The sequence below is a fragment of the Paraburkholderia sp. GAS41 genome, assembly GCF_050436545.1.
Classification (GTDB): Bacteria; Pseudomonadota; Gammaproteobacteria; order Burkholderiales; family Burkholderiaceae; genus Paraburkholderia.
The window spans coordinates 17779-38093 of the sequence record NZ_JBNDMK010000006.1; the positions used below are offsets into that span (position 1 = coordinate 17779).

Genomic DNA, 20315 nt, shown 5'->3' on the forward strand with positions numbered 1-20315 from the left:
GCGGCTCAATGCGCCTGCATCTTCGAGAACAGGTTGAGCACGACCACCCCTGCAACGATCAGGCCGAGTCCGATGATGGCCGGCAAGTCGGGCACCTGCCGGTACAACACGACGGCCACGAGACTGATCAACACGATGCCGACACCCGACCAGATCGCATAGACGATGCCGACCGGAATGCTCCTGAGCGTGAGGGAAAGACAATAGAAGGCCACGCCGTAGCCAAGCACGACGACCACCGCAGGCAACCAGCGCGAAAAGCCCTCCGATGCCCGCAGCGCGGATGTGGCAATCACTTCGGCCACGATGGCGATGGCGAGAAGCGCATAAGGCGGCACACGCATGGGCTCATGCCTTCGCAAGCGCGAGCTTGCTGTAGTCCTGACCGAGGTGCGCGCACAGCGCCTCTACGACCAGTTCGTGGTCGGCTCGTTGCGGCAGGCCGGACACGGTGACCGAACCGATCACGCCGGCACCCGCGACCGTCAACGGAAACGCGCCGCCATGCGAGGCGTAATCGCTGAATGACAAGGCGTGCTTTTCAGTCAGCGTGCTGCCCGCCTGCTGCATGCGCAAGCCGAGCGCATAGGAACTGCGCCGGAAATGCGCCACTGTGTTGCCCTTGCGTCGCGCCCAGTCGACGTTGTCCGGCGTCGCGCCCGCGAGCATGCTGAAAAACAGCGGCTGGCCGAAGGTGCGGATGTCGATGGCGAGCGCGAGTCCGCGTGCCTTGGCAACTTCGTGAAGATAGGCGCCGAGTTGCCACGCACGGTCGGCATCGAAGTGAGGGAACACGAGCGCGTTTTCCTGCGCGAGAATCGACTGCAGATCGTGAGCGATGTCCATGGGCGGAAGAAGGTCGAGAGAGGGATGGACCGCCGCAACTTGCCTGTCCGGTATCAGAGGCCTACCCCCGGATAGGAATACAAATCGCGACGCGGATAGAAAGCGGATTCTAGCGCAGCGTCGCTGCAGCCTCCCTGCGATATCGGTCTGCCAACCTGATCAATCACGACATCGAGCCCGCTCGCCGCGCGGGCGGCAAACGTTGCGGCAAACGCGTAGCGGCAGCGTCCCTACCCCCACGTTGAAGGTTGTACTTAAAAAGGTATTGCGCGGGCATGTGGATTGTTCTATAATCTTTTCTTCGACGGACGCGGGGTGGAGCAGTCTGGCAGCTCGTCGGGCTCATAACCCGAAGGTCGTAGGTTCAAATCCTACCCCCGCAACCAAGCATCAAATAGCTGACGTCGAAAACATCAAGGGCTTGCCTAACCGGCAGGCCTTTTTTGTTTGTGCCTGATCTAGCCGCTTGCGCCGGCTTCCTCCTTCTTCATTTCTTCTGCCTCGCACGGCGTCCCTTCGGGGATTCGCTAAAAGTTCTCCCGCATCACATGCAACGCCCACGCGCATAGCATGAAGCACCACTCACCTCACTTGCATCGCTCTGCAGTCCGAAGAGAAATGCGCCAATCTGAAGCGACATGTATGGTCTAGAGCGCATTCTGCGAGCGGCGCCGCGCCGGCCTCGTTCTGTCCTGACCGCCGCCATATTGAAAGTTCGCCCTGGTGATAAACTTCTGTCACCATTCTTCGTCCCCCTCTTATGAAATTCTGTTCTGTCTGCGGTCACCCGGTCAGCCTGAGCATTCCGCCGGGCGACAATCGCGAGCGCTTCGTCTGCGCCAGTTGCGGTACCGTGCACTATCAGAATCCACGCAATGTGGTCGGCACTGTCCCCGTCTGGGATGACAAGGTGCTGCTATGCCGCCGCGCCATCGAGCCGCGCTACGGCTACTGGACGCTGCCCGCCGGCTTCATGGAAATGGGCGAGACCACCGCCGAGGGCGCCTCGCGCGAAACCCTCGAGGAAGCCGGCGCGCGCGTCGAAGTGCAAAGCCTGTTTTCGCTGCTCAACGTGCCGCATGTGCACCAGGTGCATCTGTTCTACCTCGCGCGGCTGCTCGATCTCGATCTGGACGCCGGTGAGGAGAGCCTCGAAGTAAGGCTTTTCGAGGAACACGAAATTCCGTGGGACGACATCGCGTTCCCGACCGTCGGTCAGACGCTGCGTTTCTTCTTCGCTGACCGCAAGTCCGGCAGTTACGGCCTGCATACCGGCGACATCTTCCGCTCGCTGCGCGAAGGCTGAACGGCACACGCATGGTTCCCTGGCTCGGACCCGACGATCCGTTTCCCGCTGTCGAGCGCGCCCTCGGCGCGTCCAGCGGCGCGCCGGGGCTGCTCGCCGCCAGCGCCGACCTGCTGCCGTCGCGCCTCATCGACGCCTATCGGCGCGGCATCTTCCCCTGGTATTCCGACGGCCAGCCGGTGCTCTGGTGGAGCCCCGACCCGCGCATGATCCTGCGTCCGGCTGAATTCAAGGTCTCGCCGTCACTGCGCAAGACGCTCAAGCGCGTGCTGCGCGACGACGCCTGGGAAATCCGCGTCGACCACGATTTCGCCGCCGTGATGCGCGCCTGCGCCCAGGCGCCGCGGCGCGGGCAGCGCGGCACCTGGATCACCGCCGACGTCGTCGAAGCCTATTCGTCGCTGCATCGGGCAGGCGAGGCACACAGCATCGAGACCTGGTTCGAAGGCGAGCGTGTAGGCGGTCTGTATGGTGTGTCGTTCGGCCGGATATTCTTCGGCGAATCGATGTTCGCCGATGTGACCGATGCCTCGAAAATGGCGCTGGCCGCGCTTGTCGCTCACTTGCGACGTCACAAAATAGAAATGATAGACTGCCAGCAGAACACGTCGCATCTGGCGTCGCTGGGCGGTCGCGAGATAGCGCGCAAGGCGTTCATCGCGCATGTCCGCGCGTCTGTCGACGCTGCGCCCATCCCCTGGCGCTTCGACAAGACGGTCCTGCTCGATGTCGTCGCGCCTGCGGCGTAACGAGTCAAGCCGGGCCCGCCGCTAGTACGGCGGGTATGAAATAGCAGAGACGCTTCGAGAGCTGCCAACGTGACGCACCCCAACGAGCTGCCGCTTTCACCCCTTTCCGCGCTGCAATTCTATGCAACGGCGCCGTACCCCTGCAGCTATCTGGAGGGGCGCGTCGCGCGCTCGCAGGTTGCCACGCCCAGCCATCTGATCAACTCCGATGTCTACACCGACCTGGTCAAGGCCGGCTTCCGGCGTTCGGGCGTGTTCACCTACCGCCCTTATTGCGACGGCTGCCGCGCCTGCGTGCCGGTGCGCGTGCCGGTCGACCGGTTCGAAGCGAGTCGCACCCAGCGCAAGGTGTGGAAAAAGCACGGCGGCCTGATCGCCACGGTCGCCCCGCTGCACTACGACGAAGAACACTACGCGCTGTACATGCGCTATCAGTCGGCCCGGCATGCGGGCGGCGGCATGGATCGCGACAGCCGCGACCAGTACGAACAGTTCCTGCTGCAAAGCCGCATCAACTCGCGGCTGGTCGAATTCCGCGAGCCGCTGGCCGGCTATCCGGATGCGCCCGGCATCCTGCGCATGATCAGCATGATCGACATCCTCGGAGACGGGTTATCGTCGGTTTACACCTTCTTCGAACCGGATCTGCCGCACAGCAGCTTCGGCACCTACAACATCTACTGGCAGATCGAACAGGCGCGCAGCCTGCGCCTGCCCTACGTGTATCTGGGCTACTGGATCCGCGAGAGCCAGAAGATGGCGTACAAGGCCAACTTCCGTCCGCTCGAAGGCCTCGTAGACGGCGCCTGGAAGACGCTCGATCCGCACAGTCCCGAACTGGCGCCGGTCGACGCCGCGATCCACGGCCGGCGCGGTCCTATCCGCTTGTGACACCGTCTGGCGCGACGGCAAGGTCGCTGAACTGGGTTTTGACATTCCGCTTGTAACACTGACGGCGCCGGCACATGCCAGCGTAGGCAACCTGTCGTCCCATTAAAGCCGGTAAAATGGCGGGTTCCCATTTTTAGCCGCCCGGCTCCGCTCCGTGTTCAGTTCCCTCTACCCGCTCGTACGCGCCCAACTCTTTCGCATGGACGCGGAAGACGCTCATCACCTGACCTTGCGCCTGCTCGGCGCGGCCGGCCGTACCGGTCTCGCGGGCGCGCTCGCGCCGCATGTGCCCGATGCGCCGCGCACCGTGATGGGGCTCTCCTTCCGCAATCCCGTGGGGCTTGCCGCCGGGCTGGACAAGGACGGCGCGTGCATCGACGGGCTGGCGGCGCTCGGCTTCGGCTTTATCGAAGTGGGCACTGTCACGCCGCGCCCGCAAGCCGGCAATCCGCGGCCGCGCATGTTCCGGCTGCCTAAGGCGAACGCCGTCATCAACCGGATGGGCTTCAACAATGCCGGGGTCGACCAGTTCGTGAAGAACGTACAGGCCGCACGCTATCGCGGCACGCTCGGTCTGAATATCGGCAAGAACGCCGACACGCCCATCGAGCGTGCCGCCGAAGACTATCTGTACTGCCTCGAACGCGTGTATCCGTTCGCGAGCTATGTCACCATCAACATCTCCTCGCCGAACACGAAGAATCTGCGGCAGTTGCAAGGCGCCGGTGAACTCGACGCCCTGCTCGCCGCGTTAAAGGACAAGCAGCAGCGCCTCGCCGACCTGCACGGCAAGCTGGTGCCGCTCGCCCTGAAGATCGCCCCGGACCTCGACGACGAACAGATCAAGTCGATCGCCGATACGCTCTTACGCCACCGCTTCGAAGGCGTGATCGCTACCAACACGACGCTCTCGCGCAGCGCCGTGACGGGTCTGCCGCACGCGGAAGAAACCGGTGGCCTGTCGGGCAAGCCGGTGTTCGATGCGTCCAACGAAGTGATCCGCAAACTGCGCGTCGAAGTGGGCGATACGGTGCCGATCATCGGCGTCGGCGGCATCTTCTCGGGCGAGGACGCCCGCGCCAAGCTCGCCGCGGGCGCGGCACTGGTGCAGCTGTACACCGGCTTCATCTATCGCGGCCCCGCGCTGGTGGCCGAATGCGCAGACGCGCTGGCTTGACGCCAGCCAGCCCGACGATCCGGAAAGGCAACCCGGGGTCCGATCAGGTTATATAGGCATAAACAAACAGTATTTAAGTACTGATAGTCTGCTTTGTTATCCTTTCGGCTGCTCTAACCGCCCCTCCGGGCAACACGTACGAATAAGGGAACATGATGAAGTTTGGCTTGCTGAAAAACATTCTGGTGGCTGGCCTGATTGGCGCCTCGTTCACCGCCGCCACGGCGCATGCGGACGATCTGCTCGACCAGGTCAAGCAACGCGGCACGCTGCGCATCGGCCTCGAAGGCACGTTCCCGCCGTTCAACTCGAAGACGCCTTCGGGTGAACTGGTCGGCTTCGACGTGGATATCGCCAAGGCGGTCGCCGCGAAGCTCGGCGTGAAGCCCGAGTTCGTCACGACGGAGTGGAGCGGCATCATCGCGGGCCTGCAGGCCGGCAAGTTCGACGTCATCGTCAACCAGGTCGGCATTACCGACGCCCGTAAGCAGGCGCTCGATTTCTCGCCCGGCTATACGTTTTCGGCAGCGCAACTGATCCAGCGCAAAGACGATACGCGCCAGTTCAAGTCGCTCGACGATCTGAAGGGCAAGAAGCTCGGCGTCGGTCTGGGCACGAATTACATGGACATGGCGAAGTCGGTGCCGGGCATCGATGTGAAGACCTATCCGGGCGCGCCTGAGTATCTGGCCGATCTGGCCGCCGGCCGTCTGGACGCCGCGCTCAACGACCGTCTGATGCTCGCCTACCTGCTGAAGACCTCGCCGCTGCCACTGCGCACGGGCTCGCTGGTCGGCAGCGCCACGCCGTCGGGCATTCCCTTCAAGAAGGGCAATCCGAAGTTCGCCAAGGCGATCGACGACGCCATGACCCAGCTCGAAGCAGACGGCACCTTCGCGAAGATCTCGGACAAGTGGTTTGGCATCGACGTGACCAAGCCCATCGCGAACTGATCGCAGCAGCGAAACGCGCTGACAGATTCGACGCGGGACGTCTGGCAAAGAAAAGGCGGCATCATAACGATGCCGCCTTTTTCTTTGCCAGAACGACAACGTGCGCGCCCTGGTGAGCGCGCGTATACGTCCTCGCGCCAGGACCCGTTTATGATGTGCCCTTTGCCGCACATAACTCAGAGCCCATGTCCACCACTTCCCTGCTCGTCCAATCGCTCCCGGTGCTCGCTGAGGGCGCTGTCCTGACGGTCAAGTTCGCGGTCCTGTCGATGATCTTCGGGCTGCTGGCCGCCAGCGTACTCGCCGTCATGGGGATCAGCCACAACCGTGTGCTCAACTGGATCGCGCGGGTCTATGTGAGCCTGATGCGCGGCACGCCGCTGCTGGTGCAGATCTTCGTGATCTATTACGGCTTGCCGAGCCTCGGCATCTCGCTTGATCCGACGCCCGCCGGGGTGATTGCGCTGTCGGCGAATGTGGCCGCTTATCTATCCGAGAGCATGCGCGGCGCGATCCTCGGCATTCCGAGCGGCCAATGGCTGGCCGCTTATAGTCTTGGCCTGTCGCGGCGCCAGACGTTGCGTTACGTGGTGGCGCCGCAAGCCTTGCGCATCGCCGTGCCGAGTCTGTCGAACAGTCTCATCAGTCTGATCAAGGATACTTCGCTGGTCTCGGTCATCACCGTGACCGAGTTGCTGCGAAGCGCCCAGGAAGTGATCGCCTCGACCTATCAGCCACTGCCGCTGTACCTTGCGGCCGCCGCGATCTACTGGATCCTCTGCCAGGTGCTCGAATGGGTGCAGCGCTGGTACGAGCAGCGTCTCGCGTTGCCCACGCGGCACTGAAGCCGAGCCGCCGGCTCAGCGCGAAGCGAGCGCCGAAGCGTCGAGCCGCGCACCGAAGCGGTTAAAGCGCGGCTCGTAATAGTGGTCGGGGTCGAGCGAGAACGCCACGCGGCGCGTGCGGCCCATCAACTCTCCACGCGGGAAAAAGCCGAAGTAGCGCGAATCCGCGCTGTTGTCGCGATTGTCGCCCAGCATCAGATATTGGCCCGGCGGCACGATCACCGGCCCAAACGAATTGCGCGGACTCGGCGACTCGGGCGAGAGCCGCACCGTATGGGTCACGCCGTCGAAGTGTTCGGACAGATAGTCGCCCGGTGAAGCGGCGTCGCCCGGCAGCGGACCGAACTTCAGCGGCTGATAGGCGGCCCGCACGCCGTTCACATACAGCACGTTGTCGCGCATCGCCACGGTGTCGCCCGGCAGGCCGATCAGCCGCTTGACGATCAGTTCGTGCGCGGCCGACGAGTCGATCGTCACGATATCGCCGCGCTGCGGATCGTGCAGATGAGCGATGGCGATATGCGTGAGCGGCACGCGCAGATCGTAGGCCATCTTGTCGACCAGGATGCGGTCGCCTTCGCGAATGGTCGGCAGCATCGAGCCGCTCGGGACCACGTTCCAGTCGGCAATCGCGCTGCGGAACAGCACCATTAGCACGAGAAAGGCGACGAGACCCTTGTTGTCGCGCCACAATTTTCCAAGCATACGCATCGAGGACAGCTCCAGCGGAAGGTAATCGAAAGCTCGCGGTGGTAGCGCGGCATCGCGCCGCGCAAAACGCGCCGGCGCGAACGCGCCGGGGCAAATCGTACCACCGCCGCGAGCGCGACACGCGAGGGCGCTTCACGCCGTATCGTCAGCCCCTGCTGCCCTTGCCGCGACGCGTGTGCGCCGTCGCCGCACCGCGTTCGCACTGTCGTCGCATCGCCCTCACACCGCCCTCGCACTGCCCGCTCATTCCCCCGCGAAACGAAGCCCGAGCGCAGCGCGCGCCGCATCGCTCATCGCAATCATCTGCAACGATTTCGCATGCGGCATCAGCGGACTCTCCAACTCACCCGCGCGAATCAGTTCGCAGAAATGCGCGGTCTCATAGTTCAGGCCACCGCCTTCGAACGGCACATCCAGTTCGACGACGCGACCGTCGCTATACCGGATCGTGGCGCGCGCCGGGTTCCACCAGTTCTCGTGAATCGTCACGTGGCCACCAGGCGCGAGCAGCAGTGCATCGCCCTTGCCGTGCAGATCGAGCCCGCAGAACAGTTGCGCGATGCCGCGTTCATGCTGGCTATTGAGGCTCGCGAAGGTATCGACACCGGTCGGCCCGAGCCGGCCCAGCGTCTGCACTTCGAGCGGCGCGCCGAGCCAGTCGACCGCCAGAAACATCTCGTAGACGCCGATATCGAGCAATGCCCCGCCTGCATGTTCGAAGGAGAACGAAGGATGATCGGGCGGCACGTTCGCGGCCGAACAGCCGGCCCGCACGAGGCCGATCTCGCCGATCGGATCGGCGGCCAGATGAGCGCGCAGCGCCCGGTAAAGCGGATAGAACGGCGGCTTCATCGCCTCCATGAAAAGCCGTTGCGCCCGACGCGCCACCGCGAGCACACGTTCGAGCTGCGCTGCGTTGATGGCGGCCGGCTTTTCGCACAGCACATGCAGCCCGGCTTCGAGCGCGGCAATCGCGTAGTCGACGTGGCTGTCCTGCAGGGTCGCGATATAGAGCGCATCGATGCCGCTAGCCAGCAAGTCCTCGAAGCTCGCGCAAACGCTGCCGCCGTATTCCCCGGCGAACGCTGCGGCGGATTCGGAACGGCGCGACCAGAGCGCCGTGAGTCGAGCGGCCGGAACATGCGCGAGACCTTGCGCAAAGCGGCGCGCAATGCGACCCGTGCCGACGATGCCCCAGCGAACGACGGCGAGCTCACCGGCTGCGTGTTGACCTGACGGATTCGTTGCGGATGCAACGTTCATGGCGCCCGTTGCAGGGGCGGCGTGCGGCGCGTCTCCGTGAGAGACGGCCTCGAGAGCATTCTTCATTGAGCGTTCGGGTTCCGGTGCAGTTGAGACCAGACATCATTGTCGCTCAGGTCGACTCAAGCGTCGTGCCTTTGCCTTCCTGATGTCAGCCTCACCGTGCAACACCCGCCCCGCACGCGCGACCCGCGGGGCAAACGCGATCATCCAAGCGCCGGCCGGTCGACCGAAAACAGATTGCCGATTTCCTCCGCAGTGAAGTCGATCAATGCGAGTGAGGCCGCTTCCGCTGCCTTCGCATCGCGCCGCTCGATCGCATCCACTACGCGCCCGTGGTTCGCCACCACCGCTTCCCAGGCGCCCGGCTTGCTCGTCACGATCGGATTGACTGCCGCCAGCGCGCCGCGAATGATCGCCGCCATCTGCTGAAAGAACTGATTGCCGCTCGCCACCAACACGCGCGTATGCAGCAGTTCGTCGGCAGCCTGATAGCCGGGCTCGGCCGGGCGGATCATGCGGAACGCGTCGTAGGCATCACGAATGGCCGCGATATCCGCCGCAGTGCCCCGCGTCGCCGCCAGACCGCACGCGCGCGGCTCGATCAGCACGCGAAATTCGATCACGTCGCGCAGGAACATCGGATCGGGCTTCGCACGGAAGCGCCAGTTCACGACATCCTCATCGATCATCCTCCAGTCGTGCATCGGCCTGATGCGCGTGCCGATCTTCGGCCGCACATCGAGCATATCGCGCGCGAGCAGCATCGACAGCGCCTCGCGCATCACCGTTCGACTCACATCGAACTCTTTGGACAACACATCCTGCGGTGGTAGCACTGCGCCATACTTCTCTTCGACGATGCCCGTGACGAGCCCGTCCATGACCTTGCTGACCAATGAACGATCCTTGTTTCCCTGTTCCATGACACTCTCCCCGAAGCGGGTGATTTACCCCGCGTAGCCTGTTGGACAAGCGGCCCTCGTGTGTCGGAATGTTGTTTTTTATATGTATTAATCGATACGTTGCTAGCTTCAATACAGATGCGCCAGTTGGGAAACGTCCTGACAGGGTTATCCCTCTGAAGAATTGTTTCGTTCATGAAACGCGTGACCCCGCGAGGGGCCACAAGCTTGCGTGATAAGCGTGCGTGAGTCCCGCAAGTTGCATCGTGCGACGACGCACGCAACGTGGCGGGATTGACGAATCTGCAACAGGTTTTGTCTGGCAACGCACGAACCCGTCGTGGCGCGCGCCATGCGACGCACCAGACGATGTCGTTGCCGTTCGCGCAAGCGTGATGTGCAGGCGGTTCAACAACGGTCCAGCGCCACGGATGCATAGCGCCCGCCAAAAAAAACCAGCGGTGCCTGCTCATCGAGCGAGAACACCAGCACCTCGCCAATGAAAAGCGTGTGATCGCCGCACGGATGACGGTCGACGACACGCGCCGCAAAACGCGCCACGGCATGTTCGAGCAGGACCACATCGGGCAGGCCGGCCACGGGCGCAAAACGTGGTGCCAGCGCGGCCTGGGCATCGCCCGCGAAATGCCGGCTGTGCGATTCCTGCTCATCGGAAAGCACACTCACGCCGAACAGGCGGCTCTCCATCAGACGATCGTGCATGCGCGCGCGATGGCCCACCGAGACCACGATCAAGGGCGGCTTTAGCGACCCCGACATGAAGGCGTTGGCCGTCATCGCATGCAGATGCTCGCCGCTGCCGGTAGAAATCACCACGACGCCCGTGGCGAAGCGCCCTAGCGCGCGCCGGAAGCAACGTTCGTCGAATCCATCAGGGGCCGCACAGGACCCCGCGCTGGACACCACCGGCTCACTGACGGGAAGCATCCTGGCGTTCATTGCCACTCTCCTCAGCACGGCCATATTGATCGTCGAAGCGCACGATATCGTCCTCGCCGAGATAGCCGCCCGATTGCACCTCGATGATCTCGAGCGGTGTCTTGCCCGGATTTTCGAGCCGGTGCGTGACACCGAGCGGAATGTACGTCGACTGATTCTCCGACAACAGGAAGCACTCGTCGCCGCGCGTGACACGTGCCGTGCCGCGCACTACCACCCAATGCTCGGCGCGATGATGATGCATCTGCAGCGAGAGCCGCCCGCCCGGTTGCACGACGATGCGCTTCACCTGAAAACGCTCGCCGCGGTCGATCGAATCGTAGAAGCCCCACGGCCGCTGAACCTTGCGATGCTCATGCACTTCCGCGCCACGCTCGGCTTTCAGACGGCTGACAATGGCCCGCACGTCCTGCACGCGATCCTTCGCGGCGACCAGCACCGCATCGGCGGTTTCGACCACCACCACGCCGCTCACGCCCACGCAGGCCACCAGCCGGCCATCGGAATGCGCGAAACTGTCGTTCGAGCCTTCGAACATCACCCGGCCGCGCGCCACGTTGCCGTCGGCGTCCTTGCCGGACACCTGCCACACCGCGTCCCATGCCCCCACGTCGGACCAGCCGGCGACGAGCGGCACGACGACGCCGGGCAGACGCGCATCCGTGGCGATGCGTTCCATCACCGCGTAGTCGATCGAGTCCGACGGGCACGCGGACAAGGCCGCGCGCTCCAGATGCAGGGTGCCGTCGCCGTCGGTCCACGCACGCTCGAAAGCGGCCTCGCAGGCCGTCGCGATGGCCGGGCTGCAATGCGCGATCGCCGCGAGCCACACGGACGCACGCACCACGAACATGCCGCTGTTCCACCAATATTCGCCGGATGCGACGTAGTGATCGGCCAGTTCCTGGTCGGGCTTTTCAACGAAACGTTCGATCGCGCGCGCGCCGTGTTGACCCAGTTCGGCGCCCGTGCGGATGTAACCGTAGCCGGTCTCCGCAGATTGCGGCGGCACGCCCAAGGTGACGATCGCGCCGCCCGCCGCATGCACGACTGCCTGCTTGAGCGCAGCGGCAAAGGCGGCCTGATCGGTGATCAGATGATCGGCGGGCAGCGCCACCACGATCGGATCGTCGCCGGGTGCGGCTGCGGCACGCGCCGCGAACGCCGCGGCGCTCAATGCAGGCGCTGTGTTGCGTGCGACCGGTTCGAGCAGCATGCGCACCGGCCTGCCGGTGCGCGCGAGACGCTCGGCCGTCTGCGTGCGCAACTCTTCGCTGCACACCACGAGCGGCACCGCCTGGCTGAGGGTCTGCCCCGTCACCTCGGCGGCCGGCGCCGCATTTTGCCCGGCGCGGACGAACACGCCGTCGAGCCGGCGCAAGGTGGCTTCCAGCAGCGACTCGTCACCCGTCAAGCCGATCAGCTGCTTGGGATAACGCTCGCGCGACAGAGGCCAGAGGCGCGTGCCCGAGCCGCCTGCGAGAATCACCGGCTGTACGGTCAGGCCCGCTTCGACCCCGCGCTCACGCGCAAACTCAATGATGGGCAACACGAAATCGTTCATTCACGGCTCTCCAAAGGAGTACGGGCCTGGCACGGTCGGTCGATATCCGGTGTGGCGTCCATCGAGTCCACCTGCACGCCGTGAACCATTGAAACAGAGCGGGCGGCGTGCAATCTGTTCGTACGCACACACTGGCGGTTGCTGGCCTTGGCGCGGCTGCTGGCGGCCCTGTCGGGCCACCTCACGGTAGCCGCCTAACGACGCCCGTCGAGCGGCAGCAGATCGGCGCTGGCGAGCTTCGTCACGCGCCCGGCCCGGCGCGACGACATCTTCCGCAGCATCCGCAAAACCGGACGTTCCACCAGCAAATGGAACACATAGGCGACACCCAGCGCGATCAGGAAAAAGCCCATCGAATAAAAAATGCTGTCCGGCTTGACGGAATGAAACAGCCACGACACCAGCAGCACGAACACGGGAATGTGCACGACGTACAGCGAATAGCTGAATTCGCCCACCTTCTCCAGACAGCGCATGGCCAGCGAACGGCCGGTGCGCGCCTGCAGCACGATGGGCAGAAACAGCGCAAAGGCGAGCGCCCACAACTGAAACCCGCTGTACTGGGACTCGAACGACACCGCACAGCCCGCGACCAGCAACAGCGCGGCAAGCACGCCGAGGCGACCCACCGGTGCGCGCCCGCCGGCCAGTTGCCACTGCGCCACCCACGCGCCGAGGTACCAAGACAGCCAGTACGAGGTGAACACGGTGATACCGTGCCGTTCGAACAGCCCATAGGAAGCGGCATTGAGCAACGCCAGCGCCACCAGCGTCCGGCTGCTGCCTAGCCGGCGCTGCGCGGCGAACAGCAGCGGATACAGCGCATAAAACTGGATCTCCAGTGCGAGCGTCCACAACGCGCCGTTCGAACCGAAGGTCGGCACCGCGATGCCTTGCAGCGCCAACAGATTGCCGACGAACGCGGTCAGACCCAGATCGCCGAGCCGCTCGTTATGCGGCACGAACTGCAAGCTGATGCTGTCGAGCGCGAGCGTCAACAACAGGGCAAACAACAGCACCGGATAGATCCGCACGAAGCGGCGCAACAGGAAGTCAGCGGCATCGAGCCGGTAACGCGGGTCGCGCGCCAGCTTCGCGGCATGGCCGCGATGGATGCAATAACCGCTGATGACGAAGAAGATCGGCACGCCGATCGACCCCCACACAAACGGAATCGTGACGTACGCGAGGAGCGTATCGAGCGAGAAGACGACATGCGACATCTCCGCGTAATGCCGGATACCCACCCACGCAATCACGCGGCAGTGAAAATACGCGACCACCATGGCTGCAATGCCGCGCATCATCTCCACGTTGCGAATGCTGTCGTCCTGCTTGCCGTTCATTTGACCGCCAGTGCATTCGGCGCAAGGTCGCGCGCCTGCGCGGGCTTGCGGGCTATAAAGTGAAACCACCAGGCGTCGCTCGTCTGCGTCTCCGCATAAATGCGCTTGCCGTCACCGCTGCCGAACACCGCATCGATCTGGAATCCGAACGATGCCAGCTGCCGCCGCTGTTCCGGCAGCGTGACGTAGACGATCATGATGCGAAAGAAATGCGCCGCCGCGGCCTTGATCGAATAGCCGGCGTGATCGCGGCGGCAGCGCATGTGCCGCAGATAGTGATACGTGGCGATGGGAAACAGCCGCAGCGTGCGCACGACACCCCAGCCAAACCGCAGGGGATTGCGTGAAAGACGCGGCCTGAGTTTCCAGATGCTTTCGCGAAACCCCGGACCATCGCGGTTATGGCTCGAAAACAGCACGAGGCCGCCCGGCCGCGTCACCCGGTACATTTCCTCGAGCACACGCTGACGGTCCTGATAGTCCACGCAATCGATCCCGTTCCAGCAGAATGCCGCGAGCGCGTAGTAGTCCGACTCCAGCCCGACCATGTCGCGCGCATCCATCAGACGCAGATCGAGGTCGGGAAAGCGCAGACGTACCCGTTCCAGCAAGCGCGGCGAATATTCGATGCCGGTGTAATCGCAGGAGATCTGCGTCATGAGCGGAATGGTCAGACCCGCGCCCACGCCGATCTCCAGCAACGGCTCCCCCGCACACTCGCCCGCGACCCAGTCGAATGCCGCAGTGAGCCCAAGGTCGACCCAGGTCTTTTCAATACTCAGCTCGCGCGACGCGATATGCGACGTCCATGCGCGCTGGTAGATGCGATCCAGTTGACCTGTCCTGTTCATTGCCGAACCCGGTCGAGCCCGCTAGCGCAGATCACCTGCCCATCCGGCAAGCCAATGGGACTCACGACGTCCGGCGGCGTCATAGGCTGCAGCCCACTGCGCGTCGTGGCTGGCGCTGTCACCGTCGACGGTGTGACGAAACGTTCGAATAGCCAGTGCTGCGCGTCGGCCATCGCCGCCTCGCGCGCCGACATCGTGAACAAGGCATGATCGAGCTGCTTCAAGGTCGCAGCATGCACGCGCGAAAAGCGCCGCAAGCCTTGCATCTGCGCACCGAACTGAATCTTGAGTTCGTCGAGTCCCAGGTCGTACTCGCCGTAGACCAGACGAACCTGCGCGCCCTTCGCTTCGATTCGCTGCACGAGCTGCTTCGCTTCGTTCGGCGCGATCGAGACACCTAATTTATCGTCGAGCAGATCGGCGAGCCTCACGAACAGACTGCGCGCAAAACGCTGCGACAGACCGCGTACCACGCGTAACAACGACGAGCGACCGGTCAGCACGCGCTTCCATTTGGCGGCGCTCAAGGCCGAACGGCGCAGCACGCGGTTCGACGCGAGCCCCGCGGTGCCCGGCGTGCGCGCCTCGCCGTCCCAGATGAACTTCTGCAGGTTGACGGCGAAACAGCCGGCAATGCGCGGATGATTCGCGCATGCATGCAAGCCATTGAAGGCACCGCCGCAGACGCCGAACGCCACCACCTGTGCGTGACCATTCGCGACCAGCCAGTCGGCACCGGCCATCGCGTCGTCGCACGACTGGCGCGCATAGATGGTGTCGAGCGTCACGTTCGCGGCGAGCGGCGTACTGTCGCCGAGTCCGCCCAGATCCATGCGCAAGGACGCGATGCCCAGCGCGGCGAGCCGGCGCGCAAACAGCACGAAGATGCGCCCGTCGCCGATATGGTGGCTCGCACCGGTGTTCACGAACAGCACGGCCGGCGCACCCTCGCGAGGGACGTCCGGTTTGCAATGGATACCGAAGTAATTGCCGAACAGCACGGGGTGCTCGGCCGCCCGCTCACGCTCGAGCCGCAGCGCTGAGCGTGCGGCGGGTGCTTCGAGCATGTCGTTCGGGTGGTGCGTCGTCGCCGCCGTCGCCGTTCCCGTTGTCGCCGCTGCAGGGCCGGTCATGCTGCCGGCGCCCGTGTGCCCGGCCGGAGCCTGCACCAGCCACTCGGTGAGCGCGGCATAAGTGTCGACCGGTTCCTCGCTGTAGAGCGCCTCCAGCAGAAAACGGTCCGCTTCCGCGAACGGGCGCTGATCGACCTGCACGCCCTGTGTCCGGTAATGCTCGACCAGCGCAGCGGCCCGGCCGCGATCGTTCGCATCCAGCATCAGGACGCGGCGCGCCGGAGCAGTCGTGTCGACCCGCAGGTCGATCGAGGTCAGGCGCGCGATATCGTCGCCGTGCAAACCGAAACCGAACGCCTCGACATAGGCCGCCGAGTCCGCAATCGGTTCAGCGTTGATCCCTGCGGGCGTGCTCAACCAGCTCTGCCGATGAGCCCGCAACTCGCGCACGTAGTTCTTGCCGGACAACGCCGGCGACAGCAGCACCAGACCGTCCACGTCTCCCGAGCGTTGCGCCGCGAGCGCCGCCAGGGTGGCACCGAGGCGCAACCCGCACAGCGACACCTGGGCGACACCGGTCGTCTGCCGCAGATAGCGGATCGCGGCGCCGATGCTGTCGAGCCACGCGTCCACCCTGCCCGGGTCCTGTTCGTCGCCGAGCGAATCGCCGCAACCCGGGTAGTCGAAGCGCAACACCGGTATGCCCGCCGCGGCGAGGCGCTCCGCGAGCCGGCGCCAGCCGCGGTAGGTGCACAGCGCGTCGTAGCCGAACGGATTGCACAGGACGATCCCATGCTGGCCCTGCGCCGGATGCAGCCAACCCACACAGCCGTCGAAGACGACAGGTTTCATCGTATGTCCTTGTGCGATAGCGTGACCGGGTCGAGGCGCGCGAAGGAGGTCCCATTGCGGTGTCGGATCGGTCGGCACGGTCTGGCGTGTCCTGTCCGCCACTGGCTATTTCCAATGGAAAACGGGTGTGTCAGGTATTTGTCGGGATTTAACCAAACGCGCGTCGGCCTATCTGTACGCCCGACCACACTGTGCGCGGCGGCCACGATGCACAATCGGGGCCATCGTCAAGCCCGTGGGCAGGCGGACTGCGCGTGCATGTTTTTTCCCGATGCGCGCCAGTCGCTGTCCACAGCACCGTAAGCCACAGCACAGCTCGAGTCCAGCATGCTATTCAAAAGCAAGGACGCTTCATTGCCGATGATGGAAGTCAGCGTCTCATCTGCTGATACCGACGGCCGCAGCGCGGCCGTCGCCGCACCGGCCACGGGGTTCTTTCGCGACACCGCGACCGACCGGCCGGCGCCCGCCGCGGGCCACGTCACGGCCGACAGCACGCCCACGCCGCGGCAGCCGCTGCATGCGCCCGGCTACCGGCCGGACATAGACGGACTGCGCGCGATCGCGGTCCTCTCCGTGTTGGGATTCCACGCCTTTCCGTCGCTGGTGCGCGGCGGCTATGTCGGCGTCGATCTGTTCTTCGTGATTTCCGGCTTCCTGATCAGTTCGATCATTTTCGAAAGCCTCGAAGCGGGCCACTTCAGCTACGTCACGTTTTACGCGCGGCGGATCAAGCGGATCTTCCCGGCGCTCGCCCTCGTGCTGTGCGCCTGCCTCGGGTTCGGCGGGTTCGCGCTGATGCCGGCCGAATATCAGCAACTCGGCAAACATATTTTCACCGGCGCCACGTTTGTATCGAACATCGCCCTGTGGCGCGAATCCGGCTATTTCGACAACACCGCGGCCACCAAGCCGCTGCTGCATCTGTGGTCGCTCGGTATCGAGGAGCAGTTTTATATCTTCTGGCCGGTGCTGGTGGGCTTCGCCTGGAAGCGCCGGCTCGGCTTCCTGACGCTCACCGGCATCATCGGTGCGGCGTCGTTTGCGGTGAACTTGATGACCGCTCATGCCGACCCCACCGCCGCCTTCTATTCGCCGTTCTCGCGCTTCTGGGAACTGATGATCGGCGGCACGCTCGCCTACCTGGTTCTGCATAAGCAGCACCTGCTGCCGCAAAAGAGCAATGTCTGGTCGATTGCCGGTCTGCTTCTGATCGGCGCAGGCATTCTGCTGTTCGACAAGAACGATGTCTTCCCAGGCTGGCGCGCCCTGCTGCCCACCGTGGGTGCGTTTCTGGTCATCGGGGCAGGCCCGCAGGCGTGGCTCAACCGCAAGCTGCTGAGCCATCGGGTGGCCGTCTATATCGGTTTGATCAGCTATCCTCTCTATCTGTGGCACTGGCCGCTGCTGTCGTTCGCGAACATCGTCGACCTTGGCCTGGTTTCGAACGGCACGAAGCTCGCGCTGCTGGCGGCCAGCTTTCTACTTGCTGCGGCGACCCATCGATGGATCGAACGTCCGCTGCGCGCGTGGAAAAACGACACCATGAAAATCTTCATGTTGTGCGCGGTGCTGGCAGGCCTCGCGGCATTCGGCGCGCACCTGTATCGCGCAGATGGGCTGCCGTCCCGTGCCGTGGCACAAACTCCCGGTATGACGCAACTCGCGCTCGACGCTTCGCTCAGGCATCAATACGTGGAAGAGCCTTGCCATTTGCCGCTGGCGCAAGCCGACGCCCTCTGCAAGGCTTATAACAGCACGGCAAGCGGCCCGTTGATGGTGGTCTGGGGCGATTCGCATGCCGGAGCATGGCTGCCGGTCTTCGCGAAGATCGCCTACGAGCGCAACCTGCGTCTGATGGTGATCTCGCATCTGGGCTGTCCGCCGCTGCTCGATACACGGCGCAGCGACGGCGCGGAAAGCGCGCAGTACTGCTCACGGCTGGGACTGGCGGAGCCGGTTCTCGCCTCGATTCAGCAGCTCAAGCCTGCCGTGGTATTCCTTGTCGCGCGCTGGAGCCTCTATAGCAACGGCTGGATCAGCGACGGCGAGTTGCAGAAAGCGACCCACTACGTGACTACCGATGCACGCAACGACGCGACCCAGGCCACCTCCCGCGCGGCACTCGCGAGTCAGCTTCCGTTGACGGTCAAAGCCCTGCTGGGCAGCGCGCCACGCGTCGTGATTTTTCAGAATCCCCCTGTTCTGAAGGCCTATCTGTTGCCAAGAGCCTATGCCGATCCGGCGTGGGTCGAGCCGGACACGGCTGTCAGCCAGGCGCAAGAAGCGTTTAATCGCGCGGTGGTCGCGCAGCTCGCCACCCTGCCGGGCGTGAAGATCTTCGACCCGCTGCCCGCGCTTTGCGCAGGACCCACCTGCAAAGCCGTTCTGAACGGCGTGCCTGTCTACGAAGACGACAACCATGTGAGTGCGCAGGGGGCCGACCTCTTCGAGCACGACATCACCGGCCTGCTGTGAAATGGAAAAAACCCTTCTCAAGAATATCGTCATCAACTTCGCGGGGCTGATCGCGCCGACCATCGTTTCCCTCGCGACCGTCCCGGCCTACATCCACCTGATGGGGGTCGAGCGATACGGTGTGATCAACCTGGTGTGGGCGTTGATCGGCTACTTCAGTCTGCTCGATCTGGGCACGAGCCTCGCCACCGAAAATCAGATCGCCAAGGTGCGCGACGCGAAAGACGATTCGGTCGAGCGGATTTTCTGGGGCGCGTGCTTCCTCAATCTCGCGACGGGCATCGTGGGCGGCGTGATCGTCTATTTCGGCGCTTACCTCTACGTTATCTACGGAGTCCATATCGAGCCGGCTTTTCAGCGCGAGGTCATGGCGGCGCTCCCCTGGATCGCCATCGCGGTGCCGCTCGCCAATGTGACGTGGGTGTTCGCCGGCGCCATCACGGCAGTCGAACGGTTTGCGAGTTACAACACCAACCAGACCATCGGCACGATGCTGTTCCAACTTCTGCCGCTCGCCGCGATTTACTGTTTCTCGCCTTCGCTCGCCGTGGTGATCCCGGCGGCGGTCTGCGCGCGTCTGATTGCCGGCATCATGCTCGGCGTCGCAACGTTTCGCGCGCTCGGCATCCAACGCATTCGCAAGCCCGAGCGCAAGGTGATCGGCGAACTGTTCGGCTACGGCAAGTGGATGCTGCTCTTTTCCGGCGGCGGTGCGATTGCCGGGTCGCTCGATCGCGTGCTGATCGGCGCCATCCTCGGCGCGCGCTTCGTGACGTACTACGCCACCCCGCAAAACCTGGTACAGCGTCTGAACATGCTGCCGAGCGCCATGCTGCGCTCGCTGTTTCCTCGCCTGTCGGCCGCATCCCGCACCGACGCCGACGATCTCGCCCGCGACGCGCTCGGCTTTCTCAACGGTGCCTTCACGCCCTGCATGATCGTGGCACTGTTCGCGCTCGCGCCGTTTCTGACCCTGTGGCTCGGCGCGCCGATTGCCGCCGCGTCCGCACCGGTTGGACGGATTCTCGTGCTGGGCGTCTGGCTCGCGGGTCAATCCGGTATTCTCGGCATCCTGATCCAGGCGCAGGCCAATCCTGCCTACGTCGCGCGCGTGAGCTGGCTGCAACTGCCCTTCTTCGTGGCGGGACTGTGGTTCGCGACGCACGTGTTCGGTATCGTCGGCGCCGGCACCGTGGTGGTGGCGAAGGCCCTGTTCGACTACGGTGCCTATCTCTACTTCGCGCGCATTCACGTGCGTGCCATTCTCCTCAATATGCTGGCCCACCTCGGGTTCCTGCTTGCCGCGCTGACCATCGCCGCCAATCTGAGCGGACTGCAATTGATCGTGCCAGCGGGCATCGCGCTCACGGCTGCGAACCTCGGCTGGTCGTTATACCGCTCGAGAGCGTTGCGGGACATGTTGCGCAAGCTCTGGACGCGGCTGTCGCTGCAGACCAATTGAGGTTGATTCGGGCCGACTGAGGTTGCTGTGGGCGGATTGGGGTTGCCGCAGGATTGCGCTTGCTACGCGCGGATTGAGACTGC

The 20315-nt window shown here is 64.1% G+C and carries 18 protein-coding genes and 1 tRNA gene; 9 read left to right on the forward strand and 10 right to left on the reverse strand.

Annotated features, from left to right (window positions below; all coding sequences use genetic code 11):
* Positions 1 to 5: 5 nt before the first annotated feature.
* Positions 6 to 338: a DMT family transporter gene (locus P3T43_RS10905; RefSeq protein ID WP_429281288.1), complete on the reverse strand. Its 333-nt coding sequence runs from the start codon at positions 336 to 338 to the stop codon at positions 6 to 8.
* A 10-nt stretch (positions 339 to 348) separates the two neighbouring features.
* A complete protein-coding gene (locus P3T43_RS10910) occupies positions 349 to 846 on the reverse strand; it encodes a heme-degrading domain-containing protein (RefSeq protein ID WP_429281057.1) in 498 nt (165 codons plus the stop codon).
* Between the two features lie 309 nt (positions 847 to 1155).
* On the opposite strand from P3T43_RS10910, the gene P3T43_RS10915 reads away from it, so the two are divergent.
* From P3T43_RS10915 to P3T43_RS10945, 7 genes are all read left to right on the forward strand, one after another.
* Positions 1156 to 1232: transfer RNA gene (locus P3T43_RS10915), tRNA-Met, on the forward strand.
* Between the two features lie 374 nt (positions 1233 to 1606).
* Entirely contained in the window at positions 1607 to 2152 is a 546-nt protein-coding gene (locus P3T43_RS10920) for an NUDIX hydrolase (protein ID WP_429281058.1), read from the forward strand.
* An 11-nt stretch (positions 2153 to 2163) separates the two neighbouring features.
* A complete protein-coding gene (gene aat, locus P3T43_RS10925) occupies positions 2164 to 2901 on the forward strand; it encodes a leucyl/phenylalanyl-tRNA--protein transferase (RefSeq protein WP_429281059.1) in 738 nt (245 codons plus the stop codon).
* 69 nt (positions 2902 to 2970) lie between these two features.
* Complete coding sequence (locus P3T43_RS10930) at positions 2971 to 3792, forward strand: arginyltransferase (RefSeq protein ID WP_429281060.1); 822 nt, start codon at positions 2971 to 2973, stop codon at positions 3790 to 3792.
* Between the two features lie 154 nt (positions 3793 to 3946).
* The gene (locus P3T43_RS10935) at positions 3947 to 4969 is read left to right on the forward strand and encodes a quinone-dependent dihydroorotate dehydrogenase (protein ID WP_429281061.1); all 1023 of its coding nucleotides are present in this window, start codon (positions 3947 to 3949) and stop codon (positions 4967 to 4969) included.
* Positions 4970 to 5124: 155 nt separating this feature from the next.
* Positions 5125 to 5922 (forward strand): cystine ABC transporter substrate-binding protein, encoded by a 798-nt coding sequence (locus P3T43_RS10940; RefSeq protein ID WP_429281289.1) that lies wholly within the window; start codon positions 5125 to 5127, stop codon positions 5920 to 5922.
* A gap of 185 nt (positions 5923 to 6107) precedes the next feature.
* Positions 6108 to 6767 carry an amino acid ABC transporter permease gene (locus tag P3T43_RS10945; RefSeq protein WP_429281062.1) on the forward strand — a complete coding sequence of 220 codons (660 nt, stop codon included), beginning with the start codon at positions 6108 to 6110 and terminating at the stop codon, positions 6765 to 6767.
* Positions 6768 to 6782: 15 nt separating this feature from the next.
* Here P3T43_RS10945 and lepB read toward each other — a convergent pair whose 3' ends face one another.
* The 8 genes from lepB to P3T43_RS10985 form a co-directional block, all read right to left on the reverse strand.
* Positions 6783 to 7478 (reverse strand): signal peptidase I, encoded by a 696-nt coding sequence (gene lepB / locus P3T43_RS10950; protein ID WP_429281063.1) that lies wholly within the window; start codon positions 7476 to 7478, stop codon positions 6783 to 6785.
* A 243-nt stretch (positions 7479 to 7721) separates the two neighbouring features.
* Positions 7722 to 8741, reverse strand: a complete 1020-nt coding sequence (locus P3T43_RS10955) for a Gfo/Idh/MocA family protein (RefSeq protein WP_429281290.1) — start codon at positions 8739 to 8741, stop codon at positions 7722 to 7724.
* Positions 8742 to 8947: 206 nt separating this feature from the next.
* Positions 8948 to 9667, reverse strand: a complete 720-nt coding sequence (locus tag P3T43_RS10960; RefSeq protein WP_429281064.1) for a FadR/GntR family transcriptional regulator — start codon at positions 9665 to 9667, stop codon at positions 8948 to 8950.
* Positions 9668 to 10054: 387 nt separating this feature from the next.
* Positions 10055 to 10594 (reverse strand): flavin reductase family protein, encoded by a 540-nt coding sequence (locus P3T43_RS10965; RefSeq protein WP_429281291.1) that lies wholly within the window; start codon positions 10592 to 10594, stop codon positions 10055 to 10057.
* Complete coding sequence (locus P3T43_RS10970; RefSeq protein ID WP_429281065.1) at positions 10578 to 12170, reverse strand: mannose-1-phosphate guanylyltransferase/mannose-6-phosphate isomerase; 1593 nt, start codon at positions 12168 to 12170, stop codon at positions 10578 to 10580. The genes P3T43_RS10965 and P3T43_RS10970 overlap by 17 nt, the downstream gene beginning before the upstream one ends.
* 194 nt (positions 12171 to 12364) lie before the next feature.
* Positions 12365 to 13516 (reverse strand): acyltransferase family protein, encoded by a 1152-nt coding sequence (locus P3T43_RS10975; RefSeq protein WP_429281066.1) that lies wholly within the window; start codon positions 13514 to 13516, stop codon positions 12365 to 12367.
* Positions 13513 to 14367, reverse strand: coding sequence for a class I SAM-dependent methyltransferase (locus tag P3T43_RS10980; protein WP_429281067.1), 855 nt, complete (start codon positions 14365 to 14367; stop codon positions 13513 to 13515). The genes P3T43_RS10975 and P3T43_RS10980 overlap by 4 nt, the downstream gene beginning before the upstream one ends.
* Positions 14364 to 16292, reverse strand: coding sequence for an alpha/beta fold hydrolase (locus P3T43_RS10985; protein ID WP_429281068.1), 1929 nt, complete (start codon positions 16290 to 16292; stop codon positions 14364 to 14366). Before P3T43_RS10985 ends, P3T43_RS10980 begins: the two co-directional genes overlap by 4 nt.
* 327 nt (positions 16293 to 16619) lie before the next feature.
* Between P3T43_RS10985 and P3T43_RS10990 the strand changes: the two genes are divergently transcribed.
* Together P3T43_RS10990 and P3T43_RS10995 are read left to right on the forward strand one after the other, a co-directional pair.
* Positions 16620 to 18770 (forward strand): acyltransferase family protein, encoded by a 2151-nt coding sequence (locus P3T43_RS10990; RefSeq protein ID WP_429281069.1) that lies wholly within the window; start codon positions 16620 to 16622, stop codon positions 18768 to 18770.
* A 1-nt stretch (position 18771) separates the two neighbouring features.
* Complete coding sequence (locus tag P3T43_RS10995; RefSeq protein ID WP_429281070.1) at positions 18772 to 20232, forward strand: oligosaccharide flippase family protein; 1461 nt, start codon at positions 18772 to 18774, stop codon at positions 20230 to 20232.
* The last annotated feature ends 83 nt before the right edge of the window (positions 20233 to 20315 follow it).